At 59.8% G+C, this 22,464-nt stretch carries 12 protein-coding genes and 1 pseudogene; 5 read left to right on the forward strand and 8 right to left on the reverse strand.

Annotation, left to right across the window (positions count from 1 at the left end; genetic code table 11):
• Both H7B90_RS12075 and H7B90_RS33390 read left to right on the forward strand, forming a co-directional pair.
• The coding region (locus tag H7B90_RS12075; RefSeq protein WP_185136133.1) for a HEAT repeat domain-containing protein at positions 1-583 on the forward strand (583 nt) is incomplete at its 5' end.
• Between the two features lie 166 nt (positions 584-749).
• Positions 750-2,801 carry a LuxR C-terminal-related transcriptional regulator gene (locus H7B90_RS33390; RefSeq protein ID WP_311772715.1) on the forward strand — a complete coding sequence of 684 codons (2,052 nt, stop codon included), beginning with the start codon at positions 750-752 and terminating at the stop codon, positions 2,799-2,801.
• A gap of 139 nt (positions 2,802-2,940) precedes the next feature.
• Here H7B90_RS33390 and H7B90_RS12085 read toward each other — a convergent pair whose 3' ends face one another.
• The 3 genes from H7B90_RS12085 to H7B90_RS12095 all read right to left on the reverse strand — a co-directional run bounded on the left by H7B90_RS12085 (position 2,941) and on the right by H7B90_RS12095 (position 12,822).
• A complete protein-coding gene (locus H7B90_RS12085) occupies positions 2,941-10,602 on the reverse strand; it encodes an S-layer homology domain-containing protein (protein ID WP_185136134.1) in 7,662 nt (2,553 codons plus the stop codon).
• A gap of 154 nt (positions 10,603-10,756) precedes the next feature.
• Positions 10,757-11,911 (reverse strand): stalk domain-containing protein, encoded by a 1,155-nt coding sequence (locus tag H7B90_RS12090; protein WP_185136135.1) that lies wholly within the window; start codon positions 11,909-11,911, stop codon positions 10,757-10,759.
• A 404-nt stretch (positions 11,912-12,315) separates the two neighbouring features.
• Positions 12,316-12,822, reverse strand: coding sequence for a hypothetical protein (locus H7B90_RS12095; protein WP_185136136.1), 507 nt, complete (start codon positions 12,820-12,822; stop codon positions 12,316-12,318).
• Positions 12,823-13,101: 279 nt separating this feature from the next.
• Between H7B90_RS12095 and H7B90_RS12100 the strand changes: the two genes are divergently transcribed.
• Positions 13,102-15,150: a sensor histidine kinase gene (locus H7B90_RS12100; protein WP_185136137.1), complete on the forward strand. Its 2,049-nt coding sequence runs from the start codon at positions 13,102-13,104 to the stop codon at positions 15,148-15,150.
• A gap of 16 nt (positions 15,151-15,166) precedes the next feature.
• The gene (locus tag H7B90_RS12105) at positions 15,167-15,823 is read left to right on the forward strand and encodes a response regulator transcription factor (protein WP_185136138.1); all 657 of its coding nucleotides are present in this window, start codon (positions 15,167-15,169) and stop codon (positions 15,821-15,823) included.
• A gap of 71 nt (positions 15,824-15,894) precedes the next feature.
• Here H7B90_RS12105 and H7B90_RS32905 read toward each other — a convergent pair whose 3' ends face one another.
• Both H7B90_RS32905 and H7B90_RS32910 read right to left on the reverse strand, forming a co-directional pair.
• Complete coding sequence (locus H7B90_RS32905) at positions 15,895-16,386, reverse strand: NAD-dependent epimerase/dehydratase family protein (protein WP_260410973.1); 492 nt, start codon at positions 16,384-16,386, stop codon at positions 15,895-15,897.
• A gap of 44 nt (positions 16,387-16,430) precedes the next feature.
• A pseudogene (locus H7B90_RS32910) lies at positions 16,431-16,802 on the reverse strand (NAD(P)H-binding protein); the annotation flags it as partial.
• Positions 16,803-17,423: 621 nt separating this feature from the next.
• On the opposite strand from H7B90_RS32910, the gene H7B90_RS12115 reads away from it, so the two are divergent.
• Positions 17,424-17,870: a hypothetical protein gene (locus H7B90_RS12115; protein ID WP_185136139.1), complete on the forward strand. Its 447-nt coding sequence runs from the start codon at positions 17,424-17,426 to the stop codon at positions 17,868-17,870.
• A 202-nt stretch (positions 17,871-18,072) separates the two neighbouring features.
• Here H7B90_RS12115 and H7B90_RS12120 read toward each other — a convergent pair whose 3' ends face one another.
• Genes H7B90_RS12120 through H7B90_RS12130 form a run of 3 tightly spaced genes read right to left on the reverse strand, consistent with a single transcriptional unit; the run spans position 18,073 to position 22,373 of the window.
• Positions 18,073-19,071 (reverse strand): aldose 1-epimerase, encoded by a 999-nt coding sequence (locus H7B90_RS12120; RefSeq protein ID WP_185136140.1) that lies wholly within the window; start codon positions 19,069-19,071, stop codon positions 18,073-18,075.
• Between the two features lie 31 nt (positions 19,072-19,102).
• A complete protein-coding gene (locus H7B90_RS12125) occupies positions 19,103-20,857 on the reverse strand; it encodes a glycoside hydrolase family 2 protein (protein WP_185136141.1) in 1,755 nt (584 codons plus the stop codon).
• Between the two features lie 7 nt (positions 20,858-20,864).
• On the reverse strand, positions 20,865-22,373 hold the full coding sequence (locus H7B90_RS12130; protein WP_185136142.1) for a family 43 glycosylhydrolase: 1,509 nt from the start codon (positions 22,371-22,373) through the stop codon (positions 20,865-20,867).
• Positions 22,374-22,464: the final 91 nt, after the last annotated feature.

Genomic DNA, 22,464 nt, shown 5'->3' on the forward strand with positions numbered 1-22,464 from the left:
CGCGGGCGGCGAGGCGGCGGCCGCGCCGCCCGAAGCGCCGGCGCCGCTCTCGCGCGAGGAGCTCGAGGAGCGGCTGCGCGCGCCGGATTGGCAGGAGCGCTACGCGGCGCTCGCGCGCATGAAGCCGGACGCGGAGCAGCTGCCGCTGCTCGCGCTCGCCGTGCGCGACGCGCACGTGTCCGTGCGCCGGCTCGCCGTCGTGTACCTCGGCGACCTGCGCAGCCCGGAGGCGCTGCCGTACCTGTTCGGCGCGCTGAAGGATTCGTCGGCGGCCGTGCGGCGCACCGCCGGCGACACGCTGTCCGATCTGGGCGATCCCGCCGCGATCGGACCGATGGTGGAGGCGCTCGGCGACTCCAACAAGCTCGTGCGCTGGCGCGCCGCGCGCTTCCTCTACGAGGCCGGCGACGAATCGGCCCTTCCGGCCCTGGAGCGCATCGCCGCCTCCGAGCCCGAGTTCGAGGTGCGGCTCCAGGCCGAGATGGCCGTCGCCCGCATCCAGAGCGGCGAGGAAGCCGCCGGCTCCGTCTGGCAGCAGATGACGCGTATGCGCGAGCAGGAGCAGGAGCAGGCCAAAGAATAAGGGTTGCCCGGTAGCGGAGTCCTCGATCGTTCGCCGCGCCGACAGCTCGTCCCGGAGCCCCGCCGCTCCGGGATTTTCACTTCGCCGCCTTGCCAAAAATGCAATCGTATTCCAAAATGGTATACCAAAGGATACTCGCAGCGAATGAATGAAGGGAGGGCTTCGGATGATGATCGGACATCTAAGCTTCGCCGACCTCGAACGCCATTATATCGTCGGCCGCGACGAGGAACTTGGCCGCTTCCGAACCGTTCTGTCCCGCGGCGGGTGGCCGGGTCACGCGAGCTTCTTGCACGTGTACGGAACGGGAGGCGTCGGCAAAAGCACTTATCTTCGATTATGCAGAAGCGAGGCCGAGCGGGCCGGAGCCTGCTTCATCCTGCTGGACACCCCGGACTTCGTCCATACCGAGCGCGGATTCGCGGAGGCGCTGCTTCAACAATTAAAGGAACGGTTCTCCGATCTCGACGGCCTCTCGGGTCCTCCCTTGGAGCAATGCGAGAGCGCTATCAGGCGGCTCTCGCAATCCGGGAGAGTCGTGTTGGCGCTCGACACGTTCGAACAGATGCAAGATTTGGAGACTTGGCTTCGCGAGAGATTCCTGTCCTCTCTGCCGGAGACGACGATCGTACTGACCGCAGGCCGCCGCCCGTTGAAGGGGGACTGGTTGTTGTCCCCGGTCTGGAGGCGGAAGCTGGCGCAGTTCGAATTGACGCACCTGGACCAAACGGACTGCCACCGGTATTTAACCCGTTGCGGCTCTTACGACGAAGTCGTCAACGAGCGCATCTGGCGATTGACGAAGGGCCATCCGCTCACGCTGTCCTTGGCCGCCGCGGCGCAATCTTACGACGAGCGAGGAAGCTTCGCGAAGGAGGCGGACTGGTTCGAAGAGGCGGCGGCTCTGTGGCTTAGGGAGGTCCCCGACCCCCAATTGAGGACCGTCGTGGAGGCCGCCTCGATCCTGCGGCATTTCGATCAGGAACTGCTGTCGTACCTTCTGGAAGAGAACGTGCCGGGAGACGTCTTCGACCGGCTGACGGCGCTGTCGTTCGTCAGCAAGTCCAAGCGCGGCTGGCAGCTTCACGATCTGATGCGGGAGACGACGAGCGCCCGCTTGCGGGCGCGGGCTCCCAAGCTCTACAAGCGGCTGTGCGGGCGCGCCGCGGGCTATTACGCCGATGCCGTGCTGGAATCGGCGAGCCGGTCGGACTCGGGTTGGGAAGTTCGCGAGCTGTTCCGCTACGTCGGCCCTGACGTTCTTCGGGCGCTGTCGAGCGAGACGCCCCGCTCCTCCTTATATTGGGAGACGCTGACGGAGACGACTCTCGGCGACGCGATCGCCTATATCGATTGCCGGCAGAACTGGACGGAGGACGGCCAGTCCGGGATGGGAGTCGATCCCGAGACCGGCGCCGCTTTCCAGATCGAATACACGGCGGAGGCGATCCGCGGCAACGTGACGCGGCTGGACGCGAGGCAAGTCTTCGAGCTGGACCCTGAAGCGATCAAGCTGCTGCGGGATCAGGAAGGACAAGCTCGCGGCCTTGCCGTCGTCATTCCTTTCCACGAAGGCACCCTCGCCTTCATGGAGAAGGACCCGATCTGCAGTCCCTATCTGCGGTCGCTGAAGCCGGAGGAGAAGAGGAAGCTTCAGACGCCTCGCCACCGCCCGTCGGGGTGGTTCATCCGCGTCCTGGATTGCTGGGACGTGTCGGATCCGGACGTGCGCGATGAGACGATCGACTTCATCTTCTCCTACATCTGCTCGGGAGGTCTCGTCGTCTGCTCTCCTTATCCGACGGAGATCGCCCGCAAGACATACCCCGGCTTCGGCTTCAGCGCGGTTGAGAGCGCCGCTCACCGGAATCACGAAGGGCGGACGGAGGCGCCGACTTACGCTCTCGATACGCGGGGCGACAAGCTCCGCGGGTTCCTGGAGGCGATGCTCCGCAGAGCCGGCTTGGATTGGCAGCCTTCGGCGAGACGGGAACCGGAAGCCAATGGCGGATTCGAACGGCAGTCGGCGGTCCTCCATCCATTGACGAAGCGGGAGCTGGAGGTCGCCGAGCTCGTACTGGCCGGCTTGTCCAACGGCGAAGTCGCGCGGAAGCTGTTCGTCAGCGAGGCGACCGTCAAGAAGCATCTTCGGGCGGTATACGACAAGCTGGGCGTTCATTCGAGGGTCCAATTGGCCAGAATTCTAATAAAAGAATAATCGCTGCCCCTGACAGCGGCGCGCCTCCCCGGCGCGCGACGAAGAGGCCGGCGCTTCGGCGCCGGCCTCTCTCCGTTCGATTCCCTTTTCTCTTTTCTCTTTCTCTTATCTCTTGTCTCTTATCTCTTGCCCCTCGTCTTTACTCCGGGCTTCCCAGCTTCTCCGCGATACGGCGGAGAACCGTTGCCGCTTGGGCGCGGGTCGCGACGCCGTCCGGATCGAACCGCGATCCGCCGACGCCCTGCGCCAGTCCGGCCTTAAGCGCGGAAGCGACGTCCGCCTTCGCCCAGCTCTTGATATTGCCCTTGTCCGCGAACGGCTGGAGGAGGCTCTGAATCTCCTCTTCCCGCGCCGGAACGGCACCGGCAACGAGCAGCGAGTACGCCCTCCAGCTCATCGCCGTCATCTGCTCGCGGGTGACGAAGTCGTTCGGGCGGAACTTCCCGCGCCCGTCGCCTTCGATCAGCTTCGCGGCGGCCACCGTGCGGACCGCCTCGTAGTACCAGTCCTCCGCCTTCACGTCGTCGAACGGCGACGCTCCGGCAGCCCCGCTCTTCGCGCCGACGATGCGCGCGAGCATCGCGGCGAACTCCGCCCGCGTCACCTTGCGGTCGGGCTGGAACGCATCGGCCGTCACTCCGTTCACGTACAGACGGGCGGCCATCCATTCGATATGGCCCTGCGCCCAATGTCCGCCGATGTCGGCGAACGGATTCGCGAAGGCGACGATGCCGTAGTAGCGCGACTTCGCGTCGGCGCCTGCCCATTTGAGCCCTGCTGTGCTGGAGACGTCCGAGACGAATTGCCACTCCTTCGAGCTCGGATCGTAGCCGTAGACAGCCGCGGATCCGGAGGACGGCGTCGCCGTCGTCCAATACGCGAGGGCCGCGTCGGGCCGGGAAGCGGTCAGAGGAACGGTTCCGTCTCCTTCCACCGCTTCCGCGGCGAACCGGTATGTTCCGCTTACCCCCGTTAGTCCTCCGAACTTGGCCTTCAAGCCGTCCAGCCAAGCCTTCTCCTCATCGGCGGAAGCTCGGTCGACCTTGTAATGAACGGCGGACGCCTTGTCGCCGACGCCGGATGCCCAGGCTTCCGGTTCTACGACGACCGACACCGGTTCGCCCTTCAGCCGGATCTTTGATTTGGCCTCGGCAAGAGCTCGGAACGCTTCCGCCGGCAAGACGAGATCATACGAATCGGCGGCGGACGGAACTTGAACGAACAGCTCTTCGCCGTTCTTCGCGTTCTTGATCGCGTTAAGCACCGTCTCGGTCTTGAGAGAGATCGCCGCTAACTTGCGGCCTCCGTCGCCGTCCTTGACGCTAACCTCCGCATCCTTGCCGATGTCGGCGATATTGCCTTCGGCAGGACCCGGATCGGCTCCGCCTCCCGAACCTCCGCCCCCGCCCGTTCCCGGACCGGGCGTCGACGAGCGTTCGATCGTCAGCGCGTACGTCTTCGTCACGTCCGGACGGTTCGCGGCTTCGACCCGAATCGGAATGACGCCGTCGCTCGGAATTTCGATCTCCTTCAGCGTGTCGGCGGCCAGCGGCACTCCCCGAATGGACAGCTTGCCTCCGGCTGCCGCCAGAGTCGCTTTCAATCGGATCGACGAAGCGTTCCCGCGAACCTTGATCGTATAGTCGGTCTTCTCCTTCGAGAACGGCTCGGCGAGAGTTCCGCCTTCGACGACAAGCGCGCTTAAGGAGGCATCCGGCCCGTTCAGGGCAAGCGTCTTCTCCGCGGATGGGTTGCCGAGCGAATCGGCCGCGGCGCCCGCCGCCGCGCGCACCGTAACCGCGGCGCCATCCCGGATGCGGCCGCTCAGCGTCAAGACGACCGCTTCCGGCTGCTTCCCTTCTTCCGGCCGTTCGGCGACCGCCGACAGGACGGCTTGATCCGTGCCGGTCAGCTCGAACGATTCCGGGTTCAGGACCGTTCCCGCCGCCAGCGGTTCGTCGAAGCGAATGCGGATCACGGCGTTGCCGCCGATCGCCTCGGCCTCCATCGGAACCGGTCCTTGCGCGTCGCGGCGAACGGCCTTGACCGTCCGCTCGGCGCCGGCCAGCATCCTCGTTCCCGCATAGCTGACGAACGATTGAGGCTCGACCGCGACCATATATTCGCTTCCTTCCTGCAATCCAGGCCCGCTTGGCTTGAACCGCACCTTGCGCGCGAGCGGACCTTGCCCGCCGTCTTGAGGCTCCAGGTAGGCCAAGGTACCTTCAACGGCGGCGCCTCCCGGTCCGGTGACGACGACCGTGCCGGCCGCGATGGGATCCTTAGCCGTCAAGTACTTGCTGAACTCGATGTCGACGTAGCTCTCTTCGCCGCTTACGACGGCTTCGATGCCGGCGACGATCGGCGGCGCCGTCGAGACCAGCCCGGCATTCACGTCGAAGTGCGGCGGCGGAACGGTCAATTCCGCGCTGCTCGCCGTCTCGTAGCCGGCCTTCTCCCAGACGACCTTCCATACCCCTTCGGGCACGTCCCAGCCGTACTTGCCTTGGCCGTCGGTCAACTGCGGATTGATCTGGCCGTAGGAAGGGGCGTCGTACCAGACCTTCCATTCTCCCGCCGCCTTGTCCTTGAACAGAACCGTCGCCTTCACGCCTTCCAGGCGATTCGAAGGCACCGCTTCATAGACGTAACCGCTCGGATCGTAGATCCATTTCAGTTCCGCATAGACGCGTCTCAGTCTTTTCTTGTAAATGTTCTCTTCTTCAAGCCCATCCAAGGTGTCATCGTCTTCCTCGCAGCTCTTCGGATTCGTCGGGCCGACCGTCTTGACTTTGTCGATTTGCTCGTCGACGTAGCCGTCGATCTTTTTGGAGACATACTTGCCGGCGATGCCGGCGGCTTTGCCCAAGGGACCTTCGAGCATCATCGCGCCCGTCCAGGCGGTGATCGCCGTCTTGGCGACTTCGCCCCCTACCGTCACGAGGAGCGCCTTGCCGGCTTGTTGGCCGGTCGCTTCGATGTTCTCCGGACAGAGGGTCGCGGCCTCGACGTTATCCATAATCTTGGTAATCCGGCCGGCGTACTTATTGTATTTCGAATACTCCGATTTGATTTTTTTGAGAGGTGAACCGCCTTTTTTCGCAAATGAATCCTCTTGCGTTATGATTTTGTATTCGGCCGTCACCCGGATCATTTCCCGGTATTTGCCCGGATCGATCCCGAACTGATCCAGGCTATCCAGCGGATCGCCGGCCAAGGCGGCAACCGGCTGCTCCTTCGTCAAGGTATTCGAAGGGAACAATTCCGCCTTCGGCATGTAGGCGCTCGTCTTCACGACGACTCCGTCCGCCGTCTCCTTCACGTCGAAGGTCATGTTGTAAACGGGAAGACCGGCCGCCTCGGCTTCGACGATCTCCTCGACCGTCGGCCTGTACGTCGTCGGAGTCAGATCGATTGTCTCGCTAGCCTCGATCTTGAAGTCCGGCAGCCCGGGGAATTCGATGACCGCGCTGCCCGAATAAACGTTGCCTTCCTGCTTGAACGGCGTCTTCTCCGAGATGATGAAGTCCTTCATTCCGGGAGGAAGCGCATCCCTCGTCTCCTGATCAGTCGGGATCTCGCGGCTGATGACGATCTTCGGCTTCACCGTGTCGTAGTCAACGTATAGCCCGCCCAGAGCGCCGGACGAAGTCGGCACCGTCGCGCGGAACAGACCGTCCTCGCCTTTCTCCGCCGTGACCGGTCCCCCGATCTGGCCTCCCAGATAAATCTTGACGTTCTTCACCTTATCCGGTTCGTTGAACTTGAGTACGAATTGGAACGGACGGCCGGGAACGACCGTGTACGGCAGCTGCGCGATTCCGTTCTCCGTATCGAGCTGAAGCCACTTGCCGTCCGGATATTGAGCCATCGCGATCTGCTGCAGGACCGGTTCATTCTGCAGATAGCTTACGACGTGCTGGTCCGTGCGGAGCGCCTTATCCCCGGATTCCGCCTGCGCCCACAGGAGATGATATTCCGAGCCGTCCATGTTGGTCAACTCGATGTCGCCGGCCCAACTTCCGCCGGACGAAGCTGCGAACGTGCCGAGCAGCAAGTCGCCGTCATAGACCTTGACCCGGCTGCTTGGCGGCGCCAAGCCGATGACCCGAACAGACGATGCCGTCACGATGTTCGGCACTTCGAGCGTGACCTTCGGAACGTCGAGCTGGATGGAGCCGAGAGACTCTTCGATCGACTTGCCCCCGGCCGTTCCTACGATGCGAGCGGACAATTGGGCTTGGCCCAAGCCATATCCCTCGTTCAGCCTCGCTTGCAGGACGACCGTTCCCTGCTCTCTCTCCTCGATGTCGCCCAATGCGACTTCAAGCGTATGGCCGTTCAAGGAGGCCGTTGCGTCAGCTCCGTTCAGCTTCACTGGAATCCGGTCGCCTCCAGGAACCGTAACCGGAGACACGCCGTCCGGAACCTCGATCTTTAGAGCGGCGCCGGCAACCGTCGCTTCCCCGTGGTTCTGATAGAACGCGCGCAAGTTGACGGTTCCTCCGGGCGTGACCTCGTTCTGCTGGGCCAGGAAACCGTTGGCCGTCACATGGAAGAAGTAATTCGCCGCCTGCAGGGTGACGGTTCCGACGTCGATCGTCTCCTGCTCGCGAATAGTGAACTGTTTGAACGCCGTCTTCAGTTGCTTCGTCTTCTCGTCTCTGAGATGGAATTCAAGCCGGTATACGCCCGCCTTCGGAGCGTGCAATTCGAAGGGACCGGTGCGGACGTTCGTCGTCCGGATGAACTCCAGTTCGCCGTTTATCACTTCGTAAAGATTCGCATAGGCCCAAGAGTTCCCTTCCGTCGGAACGGAACCTTTGAAGAGCCCGCCTTGTTCCTCGATCCGCATCTCTACGGTGCCGTTCGCTTGTTCGTCGAGCCGAATCGTCGTGCATTGCTCGAACGGCGAGTTCAGGACGCCCGATACGCAAGCTTCCACCTCTTCGCCGGGCTGACCCTGCAGAGGCATCGAATTCTGATAGTAGCTGGTCCGGCCGCCGGATTTGCCCCGCAGTTCCGCCTTGAAGCGGAGCTGCTCCATGTCGATAGGGCCTTGCCAATCGCCGCCGATCATTTTGACGTAGACTTTAAACTCGACCATGCCATGTTCGGCCATTCGCACCGGAATATCGAAGGTGGTGGTCTTGCCGTTCTCGACAACCGCCTTCAAGCCTTCCTCCGACTTGTAATGATAGGAGGTCTGGGCGGCCTGAACGTCTACCTCTCCCGCGAGTACGGATAGTTGGTAAGCTCCGTTCAAATCGGTATACGCCTTCTGCACAACCGGCTTGCCTTTGTATGTCTGGGTCGCCGTCACCAGCGCGTTGAACACAGGCTTGCCCGCGGGGTCCAGCACTTTGCCTTGCAGCTTGCCTTCTGGCGACCGGCGAACGGTAACCGGAATGACGTTATCGCCCGGCTTCAACGAGAACGGGATATTCGGAATCTCGTCGTACTTGGTTCCGCTCAGATCGACTTTGGCCGTATACTTCTTCGTCGTGTCTCCTGCCGCCGTCCAGTTCGTCAACCCTTCACCGTCCGTCTGGAATCCGGCCAAATAATCGGCGGCCGCCTCATTCCAGACCTCTACCCGGATTCCGGATAGAGGCTTGTTGTCCGGATCCGTGACTTTGAATCGGTAGCGCGTGGGCTCGATCACCTTCAAAGTCAACGACGTTACAAGCCCGCCCGGAACCCGGACGTCGGATAGCTGCGACAACGGTTTGCCGTTGCCCGAATAGAGCGTCAACACGTACTTATCAGAAGGAGCCACTCCCTTCATGACGATCGGATCGCCGTTCTCCAGAATCGCCGTGGATGAACTTCCGTTGTCCAGACTGACCGCCATCAGGTACGCGCCGTTCAGTTCGACCTCTCCGGGGTTGTCGAACGCGACCTTCAGGTTGCCGGCTACGGCGCGCGGCAGCCCTTCCGCCGGCTTCTCGACCGGGCCTCCCGACGCGCCCGTCATCGTCGCGACGACAGAAGTCAGTTCGGAGATTCCTTCCCGGATCGGGAATTCCGCCGCGTAATCGCCGGACCCCGCGGCCTTCTCGGTCAGATTCACGGTCGCTTCGGCCTTGCGCGGAGTCGGGAGCCGTTCTCCGGACGCGTCCAGCCAGTCGGAATAAACGATCTTCGCCGCGATCGTCCGGCCGGACTTCGCCTTCGCTTCGATCGTCAGCTTGCTGTTCGGAAGGGGCAGCCGTTTGGGGGAGAGCTGGTCGAACTTGAGGCTCAGCTCCAGAGTCCGATCGTCGGCTGCCGTCGCGACGCGAAGCCCGGGACCGCCGGCCGTCGCGACGTTATCGGCGTTGACGGCCTCCACCTTGAACGAATACTCCGTCGCGGGTTCGAGCCCCGTCGCCGTATACGCGAGCGTATTCCCGTCCACAGATGCGATCCGTTCGCCGTCCTTGTACAGCCGATACTCCTTGATCCCCTTCGGATCGGACGCCGGCGTCCAGGCGAGGGAGATTCGGTCCGGCTGCACGTCCTTCGCTTCCAGCTTGCTGCCGTCCGGCCACGTCGGCGCTTGCCCGCCTCCCTGTACCTTCGAGGCGATGAACAGTCCGGGCATCGTCACCTCAAGCCCCGTTGTCGGATCAACGACTTCGTATTCCGCGTTGAAGGCGGCTGCGGCCCCGTCAGCGCTGATCGCCACTGTCGTGAACGGCTCGAATACCTCCATCTCGGGATCGGATACGGATACGTTGCGGACGACATGGTTCCTCAAGTCTCCGATCATCGCCATATCGTACTCCGACCCATCCGGCCACATCTCGTAGGAGACGTAAGCCCCGTCGGCGCTGATCAGCGGCTCGTAGCTCTCGAAGTCGTTCTCCTCGCCGTTCAAGCCGACGGATACCCGCTCCACGGCGGAATCCGAGCTCCTGTAAACGTATATATCCCTAGCGCCGTTCGTATCGTCTTCCGCCAGAGCGGCGTACGATTCGAACGCGATCACCCCTCCGTCCGCGCTCATCGAAGGGGCTCCGCTGTTATTGTTCGCCTGGCCGCCCGCGACGGGGACGCTGATCAGGCGCATCCGCTTCTCTTCGCGATCGAAGACAAACACGTCTTCATACCCGTTCTCGTCGCCCTCCACGAGATAGGCCGAGCTCGATTCGAAGGCGACGTATCTTCCGTCCGCGCTGATCGACGGCATCTCGCTGTTGCTTCCCGCGACCCCGTCCGGATCTTCGGCATTCGCCGGGACGCTGATCAGCTCGTTCGCATCGCTGTCGCGATCATAGACGAAGATGTCGAAGTTGCTCCGATCCCCGTCCGCGAGACCGGGAGCATCCGAGTCGTAGGCAATGTAACGTCCGTCCGCGCTAATGGACGGATGATCGCTCATCCCGTCTCCGGGGAGCCCGCTCGGTTGCTTGCTGACTAGACGAAGCTCGTCTTCCTTTCGGTCGTATAAGTAGATCTGCGGATTCTCTGACGCCATCATGCTCGATTTGCCCGCGAAGGCGAACCATCGGGCGTCCGACGACATCGAGAAACGAATGGGCTCTTTCGGTTCCGAGTCCGGAAGCTGCAGAACGTTCTCCAAGGATCCCGTCTCGCGGTCGTACAGCATCAGCGCCGAATGAAGTTCGCCTCCGGCGCCATCCTTCACGAAAGTAATCTCGATAAAGCCGATAAATCTTCCGTCCGGAGTGATGCGGACGGAGTCGGCCACCCCGGCATGCAATTCGTCGAACACCCGCACGAGATGGTTCCACATCGGTTCTTCTTCGGCGAGCTCCTCCGCGAGAGGAACGACAAGCTCCCTCAGGTCAGGCAAAGTCTCATCATCAGCATGCGCTCGCCCCCATCCAACAAATAATCCGCTGCCGAGTATAGCAACGGATAAAATGAAGGCTATTGCTCGCATGCCCAAACCGTAGTTCAGCTGCGATCTCATTCTTGGCCTCCTAATCATCTACTAGATTCTCTAATCATTCGGCTGCGGGCACCCTTACCTCGAGCTCTCTCATGAATTTCAGAGAGGCCGGTCCGTTAATCGTGCTGCCGAACTCGATCTCGGCGGACTCGGCGTATTCCCCTTTATTCTCTTCACGGATCAGAAGCGGGATCGGATCGTGCCCCGCTGGTAGCCATCGGGCCGTCACCTTGAACTTCTTAATCGGCAACTGCTCCAATCCGACGCTGTCGTTCACGTAATTCAGGCGCTTTGTAATGGATTCTCCCCCGTCGGCAGGCGTCAGCGTCAGTTCCACATCCAGGAGCTCAAACGTGGGCAGGTCGTCTCTAAACGAGAAAATATCAGGATAAACATAAATGTAACCGTCGGCATTCTTCCAAGTGAAATCTCGGATAGCCCCCGTATTGCCCGCGAAAGGTTCATCCTTATCCGCGAAGATGCTGTTGCTCATCGGACTGCCGTTCACGGTCAAGGTAAAGTTGGCGCTCATCCGCCAGGTGGTCGCGACCTCGGGAAGCTCCAGACGGTAGAACCCGTTCGCGTCGGTCACTCCCAGAATATTGCTGTCGTAGAGGAAAGTGTTGTCCGCGTAGACCTGTGCGCCCACGATCGGCTTGCCTTGGTCGTCGCGTACGTAGCCCTTGACCACGTAAGGTTCGACCGTCGTCGCGTCCTTCGATCCCGAAGACCCGGGAGTCTGAGTCTGGCCGCCTCCGCCGCCTCCGCTGCCTCCGCCGCCTCCGGTTCCGCCGGCTTCGCCCCCGTCGCCGATCCGAATCGTGCTGGCGCCGTTCTTGCTGGAGTGCGACACTTGATAGCCGCTGTTCTCCGCCACGAAACGCAGCGGAACCATCGTGCTGCCTTTGATCGCTTGCGCCGGCACGCTTAGAGCCACGTTCTCTCCGTTGACCTTCGCAGTGCTGCCGTTAATCGTCAGTTCGATGGTCAAGCCGTCCTTCGTGCCGATAACCTGCTGCTTGGCTCCCGTCTTCGTCCATTTGACTTGGAACCCGAGCGTCTCGAACAGCTTGCGGAACGGGACCAGCGTCGTGCCGTTCTTCTGAACCGGCGCGGCATCCTGGAATTGAAGCTTCTGGCCTTGAAAATAGACGTCGATCCCTTGGCTCGCTTTGGCCTCGGACGCGAAGCCGCAGGCGGTTCCGGACAATACGATTCCTCCGGCCAAGGCCAAACTCAACGCCTTTCTAAAATAACGAGATTGCGAATGCGACATATGATGTCCCTCCTGAATGGTATTGGTCTAAGCTGTCTCCAGCGAGTTGCGTACGTGTGGAATCGATGGCCGATAGACTCCCCCTTTAATCGTTCGATTCTAAATCGCGCCCTATGTGCGATGTCGATTGGGATACTTTTCCAAATAAAACATCAAACACATGCTCCATTTTAATAAGGACCTCGCAAACCTTCCTATGGACCGAACGGGCACTAAATCTTATCCGAAAGGATACTTTTTTCAAGAACGCTTCCTATCCGTCCGAATCGCGTCGGAAATTTCCCGAAATCCCTTGATTTTGCCCGTTCGATTGGTTAAATTAGCAGGTGCCGCGGGTCCTACGAAGCCAATGAAGGCTGCTCGGAGGTATCGGAGTCAAGACGCCGGGTCTTGCCCGCGAAGATGGAGTATCCCATTAAGACATAGGTCAAGCCCCAGATGGCGGCGAAATAATCGCCCAGGAACGGAAGGCCAAGGGATACCAACTGAAGCAAAAACACCGCCGCATACCAACGCGGAAATACTTTGGCCCGGAAAGTGACGACGAGCAGAATGATCGTGCCGAGCAGCATTCCGCCATTGGAGACGGCGTTAGCCGTGTTGACGAATGTCCCGTCCTGCGGATAATCTCCGTAGGCGAAGATTCCGTAGAAGGTGGCCGCGAGCCCGATATTTCCTATGGTCAGAAGCACGCCCGAGACGAACCCGAAGATACCGGTCTGCTTGGCTTGCGCCAGGAACAGGACGATGGACGAGATGCCCATTAATATACTGGCGATGAGAGCGAACACGAGCTCAGGCGTGCTGTCCGCTCCCCAAATCAATCCCGAAGGCGACATCGCCATTCGGGTAATGCCCGCCAAGAATGCGATAAACCCAAGGACCTTAATTGCCTTTTCAACATTCATCTTCTCCAACTCCCTTTGCTTGTTGATTACGTGGTAATCCTACCAAGCGGGAATACCTAGTTGGAAGGGCATGGGATTCCTATAGCGGTACGGAAGATTAGGTAGGGATATTCGGGAAAGAAAAAGGATCGAGGAGAGCGGCCGTTTATGATTAGTGGGGATAGGGGAGTCGTTTGGTTTCGATGGTGCGCGGTCCTATTCAGCGGATTATGCATCTTGTTTTTCTTTCATTCGATCGCGGGCTACTACGAGTTCCTTCGCACGGAATGCGTTCTTCATTCCTGCAGCACGCTGGCGCCGGCGCCTCCTACGACCGTCGAGGCTCTGGCGGACGTTCATTTGACCCCCGACCTGTATGCCCTGACCTTCGTTCTCATCGAGTGCGTTTTTGCCTGCGTTTTCTATATTGCCGCGCTCCTCCTTTTTTTGAAAAACAGGCAAGGAATGATGGGGTCTCTTGCCGTTCTGGCTCTGGTTGCTTACGGGACCACTTATACCTCGTTGGTATACTTGGGAACCGGCGGCGGGACGTTCGCGCAGATCCCCGAGATCATATCCGCTATAGGCTGGATGTCCATCTCCTTGTTCTTTCTGCTGTTCCCCGACGGACGTCTGACGCATCGTTGGACGATTTATATCTATATTCCGTTCTGCCTGGTCCAGCTTGCGAGCCTTCTCTTCCCTCATACGCGCTTCGAGCTGGTGAATTGGCCGTCAACGGCAAGGCTCGTCTACTACATGATCATGATCGTCACGATCGCTTATTCGCAATTCGTTCAATATAAACAGAGATCGAACGCGATCCAGCGTCAGCAAACGAAATGGGTCGTTTACGGATTCGCGTTCTCCTTCATAGGATCCATGCTGTTCGGGGGAGTCTTCGTTTATCCCGTCTTTTCGAGCGGCCCGGCATCCTATATCTATATGAGCATCGGTTTATATGCCATCGTATGCGTCTTCCCGATCACCCTGTCGTTCGCCATTTTGCGCCACCGGCTATGGGACATCGACCCGCTCGTCAACCGGACGATCGTTTACGGAACGCTGTCGCTTTCCATCATTCTCTTGTATGCGTTCCTGGTCTTGTATTTCAGCAGCCTGTTCGATACGGAACAGAACTTCATCGTCTCCCTGGTCGCCACGGGCATCATCGCGGTTCTGTTCGCCCCGTTGAAGTACAAACTTCAGCTTCTGGTCAACCGCCTAATGAAAGGAAGACATGACGATCCCTATTCCGTTATAAAGGAACTGGGCGACCGGCTGATCAAGCCTATAGCGCCCGATACCATGCTGGCCGCCGTAATCGAATCGATTCGCAAAGCGCTTCGGGTTCCCTATGCCGGGATCGCGGTCGGGGTGAACGGGAACGAGACGATGGCGGCCGAGTCGGGCAAGACGAGATTCGATCTCTGCACCTTCCCGATTCTTCACGGCGGCGAAGAGCTGGGCTCCCTTCTTCTGTCCAGCCGATCCAAGGACGAAGCGTTTACCGGAGAAGACGAGAAGCTGATCCATTTCCTGGTCCGGCAAATAGGCCCCATCGTACAGAACGTTAAAATAACCTTGGGCATGCAATTGTTGGCGGAGGACTTGCAGCATTCGCGGGAGCGGCTGGTCGTGGCCCGCGAAGAAGAAAGGCTGCAAATCCGCAAAAACCTGCACGACGATCTGGCGCCGAAGCTGCTGTCCTTATCGTTCAATGTCGCCGCCGCCGAGCAATATATCGAGAACAATCCGAGAAAGGCGATTGAATTGTTGGCAGGGCTAAGGCAGACGATTCGGACGACGGTGGACGAGATCCGGACGATGGTGCACGGGCTGCGCCCGCCGACGTTGGACGAGCTCGGGCTTATCGGCTCCATTCAGGCGCGTTTGAACGATATCGGTCAAACCTCCGAACCTTTGGCCGCTGCCCTTCATATCCGACCGTTAACGACGGAGCTGGAGGCGCCGGATCATCTTCCGCCTTTGCCTGCAGCCGCGGAAGTGGCCGCTTACCGGATCGTGACGGAATCGCTGGTCAATGTGATCCGCCATTCGAAGGCAACGCGCTGCAAGGTTCGGATTGACGTCCTTAACGACAACGAGCTTCTAGTCGAAGTAACGGACAACGGGATCGGACTCCCCGGCAAGGCGAGGCCGGCCCAGAACGGAGGCATCGGACTGACGTCGATTCGAGAGAGAGCCCTTGAGCTTGGAGGAAGCTGCAGCATCGAGAATATACAACCGGGAGGCACGCGAGTCAGAGCGATCATACCTATATAGCAAGGAGGAAATCCGATTGCGAGTCTTATTAGCGGACGATCATCCGTTGTTCAGAAGCGGAGTGAGGAATTTAATTCAGACGACCGAGGATTTGGAGGTGGTCGGCGAAGCGTCGTCGGGGGAAGAGGCCGTCGAGTTGGCTTCTTCGCTTCTGCCGGACGTTATCGTCATGGATATCCGGATGCCGGGAATGAACGGAATCGAGGCGACCAAGCGGATTAAGGAGAAGCACCCGGAGGTCAAAATCCTTATCGTTACCATGCTCAAGAACGATAAATCCGTCTTTGCGGCCATGAAGATGGGAGCAAGCGGATATGTGCTCAAGGATGCCGGAGAGATGGAGCTCCTTCATTCCATTCGGCTGGCGGGCAACGGCGGCGCCGTCTTCAGTTCCGATATCGCCGCTAGAATGATGGATTACTTCACGAGCGCCCATGCTTCGGATACGAATAACCCCGTGCTAAAAGATCTGACCGGACGCGAAAAGGAAATTTTGGAACTGATCGTCGCCGGCAAGACGAACAATCAAATCGCGGACAGACTCTATCTAAGCGCCAAAACGGTCGCCAACCACGTATCCAATATTTTGAACAAGCTGCAGGTCAGCGATCGGCACGAGGCCAAGAAGCTGCTCAAGGCCACTCCCGACTGGGATCCCTATTCGGAGCAATAAGCGATCAAGCCAACCCGGAGCGGACGATGCGCTCCGGGTTACTCTTCGCCAAGCTCAGGGCGAACGCCGGGCTACGAGTAGCTCCCCTGCACGATATCCTCTAGAATCGAGGGGGAACCGGCTTCCCACTGAAGCTCCTTCTCCGCTTTGAGGCCCGATATTCTCTGGCTTATCGATAACGGCCATGCGTTGGGGCCGAGGATCTCCATGGCTTCGTCCAGGCTCAGAGATCCGACCGCAGATTCCAGCTTCGCATTCCTGGCGATCGCGCCCATAAGCTCTCTCATCGTCACTTGCTCCCGGGACGCGGCATTGTAAAGCGATCCCGGCAGCCCATACGTTAGCGCCCGATCATACAGGCTCGCCAGATCGTCCACGTGAATCGTCGACCAGGCGTTCGACCCGTCGCCGATATACTTGGCCATCCCAAGCTCCTGGCAGAGACGAAGGTGCGCCTGAACGAGCCCTCCTCCTTTTCCGTATACGAGAACCGGACGAATGACGATCGAGCGAACGTTGCGCTCGGCCGCGTCCAGCACCTTCTGCTCTGCTTCGCCTTCCATTCCAGGAAGGGCTGCGGTCTGGGGGCCGCGGCTTCGTCTACGATCGCGGTAGAAGTATCGCCGTAGATTAAAGTCCCGCTCGTATAAACGAACGGCTTCCCGCTTCCGCTCAGCCCGTCGAGGATCGCATCGACGGCAGACGTGTCCAGACGCTCGTTATCGGGGGTATGGGAGACCGCGAGGTGAACGACGCCGTCGGACCGTTCGGCCGCCCCTTTAAGAAGCCTCGCGTCGGCAAGGTCTCCGATAATCGGCTTTATCCCTTTCCCCTCTAACCTTGCGGCCTTCTCCTCCGTCCGAACCAGCGCTTCCAATCGAACTCCATGAGCCAACAGCCGCTCCGCCACGACTTCGCCGATATAGCCTGTCGCCCCTGTAATGAAATAAGTCTTCATTGTACCGCCCCTTTCGCCCATTTTCTTGCCATTCTATTGTAGACCCTCACATTAGCGGCAGGGTCAACGCTTATTAACCTTCGTTACGGAATCGAATTGATTTTGCAATGGAACCGTAACATCCCTTTCATCTTCCTTTCACATTCGGGCGATACAATGTACTCATGACCCCCCTTTTCATTTATATAACTTCTCGGGCTCGCGGCCGGACGCCGCGGGCTCCCTTTTTTTCTACGCAAGACTATTTCGCTAACAGGCTTCTTGGAAGGCACCTTATTCTCTAACGAATTCAGGAGACGCTATTTAGCGGTAAATGCCCACGATTTTGGTCCCGCTGCGTAGAGCGATGACCGCTTCCAGCACTCGATTCGATTCCATAAGACGACCTCCGCCTCCGAACAGCCGAACAGCGACGCGACGGTTCGACGGCTCGGCCGCTGTCGGCAACAATCCGGTATACTTCCATCATCTGATGCGGAGTCGGTCGCTACACATCTTTTGACTCTGCATTTGAATTTCCAGCCATATAGAATATCTAAATATTTGCCGGTAATTAATGGCTATATATGGTAATGTAGTTTTATCACCAATATCCCCTAATACGGGATTGGTGACTATCAACGTAAAATTGGAGGGATGAAAATGAAAAGATTCAAAAGGAGTTTTTTTGTTTTTGCCGTAGTAGTCGCATTCATGCCGTTGTCGTCCGTGTCAACCTTGGCTGATTCTTCGCCACCATCTGCAGCTGTCATAGACTCATCTCCTCCTGAGAGCATACCATTCACCGACATCTTAACTATCGATAATGCGAATCTCAATAATGGAGGAAATTCTTGGTCCCAGCCATCTGCATACGATTATGCTAGAGTATATATTTCCAACTCGCGATCCCAAACTCTAAATGTCTATTTATCATACAATTTAAATGGTAGCAAACAAAATATCTATACTGGAACAGTTAGTGCAAATGGCACTTTGACTATTAATGTTACTCACGCAAGCGGACATGGTTTTTATGTAGATTATAATACAGCCGACGGTACAGTAAGTGGAAAAATTAACGTAAAAGCATCTGACGCACTTCATTAATTCAACTTCCAGTTTTTATAAACCAACTCGATTCGTCGGTCTAATTTCGTAAACGACTGAGGTCATAACCTCGTTAAAATAGACTACCCCTTTCTTCTTCGACGATGTCGCCCGTTTTTTCTGTCCCTTCCAGCCGAAAAAAAGAGCAACAGGATGCGTTCTTCCGGTTCGGAAGAACGCATCCTGTTTGGTGTCCGCCGCCTTACGTTCGCTTGACGTATAACCGGCTCGTCTCTTCCCAGATGTCCCCCGGGTCCAGCGAGAACAAGCCGATCTCTTCGGCCGGCCGATCGATGCCGGGCGCGTTGACGAGGCTGATCTGCGGCTCCGGGCAGAAGAAGCCTTCGCGCGCGCCGTTGTTCCAGATCATCCACTGCTTATAGGACGTTCCGACGTCGTAGACGAGCGTCGCGCCGGCCCGGACATCCGTCAGCTCCATGCGGTTGCGGCCGTTCTGCGCGGCGGCGGTATAGTGGTTGTCCATCGGCTCGAAGAACGGATACACCCCTTCTCCCTTCATCGCTTCCTCTTCCGCGGACAGCGGCCGGAAGCTCCCCGTCGGCAGCATCCGGCCGTCCAGCTCCCATCGCTCCCCGACCGTCAGCTTCAGCCGGCAATCCTTCGCGGAGCTTCCCGGCGCGAACGGGGCGTTCACCGACGTATGGAAGGCGAACAGGCACGGCATCGTCTCCCGTCCCTCGTTGCGGACGAAGACCTGCTGGGACAACCCGTGCGGCCCGAGTCCGTAACGCAGCCGCATCGTGAACGAATACGGCAGGTACGCGTACATGGGATGGTTCTCGTCCACGGCGACGGAGACGACGACGAAGCTCTCCGTCGCCGTCGCGCCGTATTCCTCGACCCGCCAAGGCGTGTCGTACAGGAACCCGTGCAGATGATTGCCGGTCGCGGGCTCGTTCACCGGAAGGCGATGCTCGGCGCCGCCCCACCGGAACCGGCCGTCCTCGTACCGGTTGGGCGGGAACAAGACGGGGATGCCGTGGATCATCGGCCTCGCGCGGAAGCCGTCCATCTCCTCCGCCGACGGCTCATGGAGGAACCGCATTCCGCTTAACGTATCGCGGAACGCGATAAGGTTGCCCCCGATAGCCGGAAGAAGCGCCGCCTCGTAGCCTCCCGAGCGCAGCCAGATCGCCGGCTCTCCGTGGAATTCGCCTTCCCGGGCATGGTTGTCGTTCATGACGGTTCCCCTTTCCTGGTTCGTATCCGCATCAGGCCAGATTGATCTCCCTGATTTTCTCCAAGGCGATCTTCGGCTCGCGGTTCTCCTTCAGCAGCCCGTTCACTTCCTGCTGGACGTCGGTCACCTGGGTGTAGCAGTACCCGCAAATATAGTCGGTATCCTTGATCGCTTGGGTAATGCTCTTGAAGCGCGCCAGGAACGCTTCCTCCGAATCGACCTGGTTGCCGTAGCCCCAGCCCTTCTCGCTGCGGAAGGCGATGCCGCCGAATTCGCTGATGATGATCGGCTGCCCGCGATATTCGTAGCCCGGAGCGAACGCGTACCTGTAGTTGCTGTGCGGGATCTCGTTGCTTATAATCGCATCTTTGTCCGCGTAACGCTTGGCGAACGCTTCGCCCGTCTCCTCGTAATCGTGGAGCGTGAGAATGTCCGACACCGTATGCTCCCACCCGTCGTTGACGACGACCGGCCGGTGCGGATCGAACGCCTTGGTCAGATGATAGATCGCTTCGGTGAACTGCTGCTGCTTCCGGTCCGCGATCACGTTGCCGATGCCCCAGGATTCGTTGAACGGCACCCACGTAATAATGCACGGATGGTTATACTGTTGCTGCACGATGTCGAGCCATTCGCGCGTGAACCGTTCGACCGCCTCGTCGTTGAACTCGTAAGTCGCGGCCGCCTCCGACCAGACGAGCACGCCTTTGACGTCGCACCAGTATAGGAACCGGGGATCCTCGATCTTCTGGTGCTTGCGCACGCCGTTGTAGCCCATCGCCAGAATCTTGTCGATGTCCTCGAGGATCGCTTCTTCGGATGGCGGAGTCAGGTGGCTGTCCGTCCAATAGCCTTGGTCGAGAATAAGCCGTTGGTAGATCGGCTCGTTGTTCAGCAGCACCCTGCCTTTATGAATGGAGACTTTGCGCATGCCGAAATACGAATGGACTTGGTCCACGACGCGGTCCCCGTCGGAGAGCGTGAATTCGACCTCGTACAGCTTCGGATTGCGCGGATGCCACTGCTCGACCCGCCATTCCCTGGCGTCGCTGATCAGCTCAACGCTGGCCGACACGTAGGAGCGGTCGACGAGGAGGCTCGTCTCCTTGATCGGCTCGCCGTCCATCGCAATCTTGGCCGTCAGCTTCAAGGAAGGGGACGCGCCGCCGCTTACCCGATAGTCGAAACGAACGGAATTGGCATCCAGGTCGGGCGTGATCTTCACGGACTGCAAGTACTGAGCGCCGACGAACTCGAGCCATACCGTCTGCCAGATGCCGGTCGTCTGGACGTACCAGCAGCCGAAGTTGTCCTTGCGCCAGCGCTGCTTGCCCCGCGGCTGGGTGACGCTGTCGCTGTCCTCCGCCTTGACGACGAGCTCGTTCGCGTCTCCCGGCTTCAAGAACCGGCTGATGTCGAACGTGAAGGCCGAATAGCCGCCCTCGTGCCGGCCGACGTATTCGCCGTTGACCCACACCTTGGCGACGTAATCGACCGCTTGAAAATGCAGAAGAACCCGCTTCCCTTCCTGTCCGGCCGGAACGCCGAAGGTACGGCGGTACCAGACGTTCGGGTGGAACGCCTCTTCGCCGATGCCGCTCGCCTTCGTCTCGTAAGCGAACGGCACTTCGATCTTGCGGTCTCCCGGGAACGAACGGAACCATTCGCTCGTCTCCCCGACGCCCGCGTCATCGAAGCGGAAGTCCCATTGCCCGTTCAGGTTCAGCCAATCCTCGCGGACGAACTGCGGTCTCGGGTACTCTTTGCGGTATTTGCTAATCGCCATTCGGTCATCACCTGTCCTTCGGAGAATTCGCCGCGGGGGGCAGCACGTCGATCGCGTCGAGCGACAGCCCCTCTTCCCCGCCGCTTAGCTTGATGGTGTTGCGGCCTTGCTTCAACGGCACTTCGATAAATTCGTTCGACCATTCCCCGTTCATCCCGCCGGCGAGCTGGACGTCGATTCGGAGCTTCCCGCCGATCGCGGCGGTCAAGGACAGGGGAACGGCGCCTTCGTTCAAATAGCGGAGCGCCACGACGTAGAGACCGTCGCGGTCGGCCTCGATCTCCCATTCGGCCCCGCTCCCGTCTCCCGTCCATCCGGAGACGATCCGTCCTCCGGACGCTTCCTCGCGTTCGGAGGCCGTCATGCCGTCCAGCTTCGCGTCTTCCGCTTCCAGCCGAACGCGCTTCGGCTCGCCGGACGGCAGCGGCAGCAGCGCTCCCGGCGGGACCGGCTCGCCGAAGTCCGGCGTGCCGTCTTCGTTCCAGCGGAACGGCTGCGCCCGGACGTTGCGGTTCCAGCCGGCTCCCGACGCGACGGCCGCGTGGTAGACGATCCAATCCTCCCGGCCGTCCGGCGACTTGGCGAACGAGGCGTGGCCCGGACCGAACACCCGGTCCGTCTTGGCGAATACCGGCTCGGGCCGCTTCGTCCACGAAGCCGGATCGAGCGGATCGGCGTCCGGATCGGCGGAGAGCAGGCCGAGCGCGTAATCGTCCGTCCAGCTGCCGCTGGCGGAATAGACGATGTTGATCTTCTTGTCGGAGACGAGAACCTCCGGCCCTTCGTTGACGGTCGGCGTTCCGACGGTCTCCCACTCGCGCTCCGGCCGCGAGATCTCGACCCGGTCGCCGGAGATCGTGTACGGATTGCTCATCGGGGCGATGTACAGGCGCTGGCTCGCGTTCTGGTCGCCTTCCCAGCCGGACCAGACGAAGTACATCGAGCCGTCCTTCTTGCGCAGGACGGTGCCGTCGATCGCCCATCGGTCGGACGGATCGGCGATCTTCCCCCGGTCCATGTACTCGCCGAGCGGATCGTCGGCGACCGATTCGAGGACGAACATCCGGTGGTTCTCGTTCGCCCCGTCGTCCGCCGCGTAGTAGATGTACCACTTGCCGTCGATCCGATGAAGCTCCGGCGCCCAGATCTCCGCCGAATTCGGCCCGGAAGCCGGCGGCTCCCATACGGTCGCCGACTCCGCGGCCGCCAGGTCCGTCAGCGAGCGGGACTTCCATACCCGGATGGCGTTCCCCACCGTATGGGTGTAATAGTAGTAGCCTTCGTGCTGGACGACCCACGGATCCGCCCCGGCGTTCAGGATCGGATTCGCGAAGGTGTCCGCGCTGCCCATGGCATTCATGCTGCTGCCGCCCGCGCGGCCGCCATTACCGCCAGCGCTGCCATCGCCGCCAGCGACTCCAGTGCCGCCAGCGCCTCCCCCTCCGGCCTCGCAGCCGGATAGGAACAACGCGGCGGCCGCGCAGCAGCCCGATGCGATTCGAGCCCATCGGTTCAAGGGCATCTCCTCCTAGTGCTCGATAAGGTCAAGGGGATGATCGAAATTCGAGGCGATCGAAGCGACCGCTCCGCGGGAAGCGGCCGCTTCG

Source organism: Cohnella xylanilytica (assembly GCF_014212175.1).
GTDB classification, from domain to species: domain Bacteria; phylum Bacillota; class Bacilli; order Paenibacillales; family Paenibacillaceae; genus Cohnella; species Cohnella xylanilytica.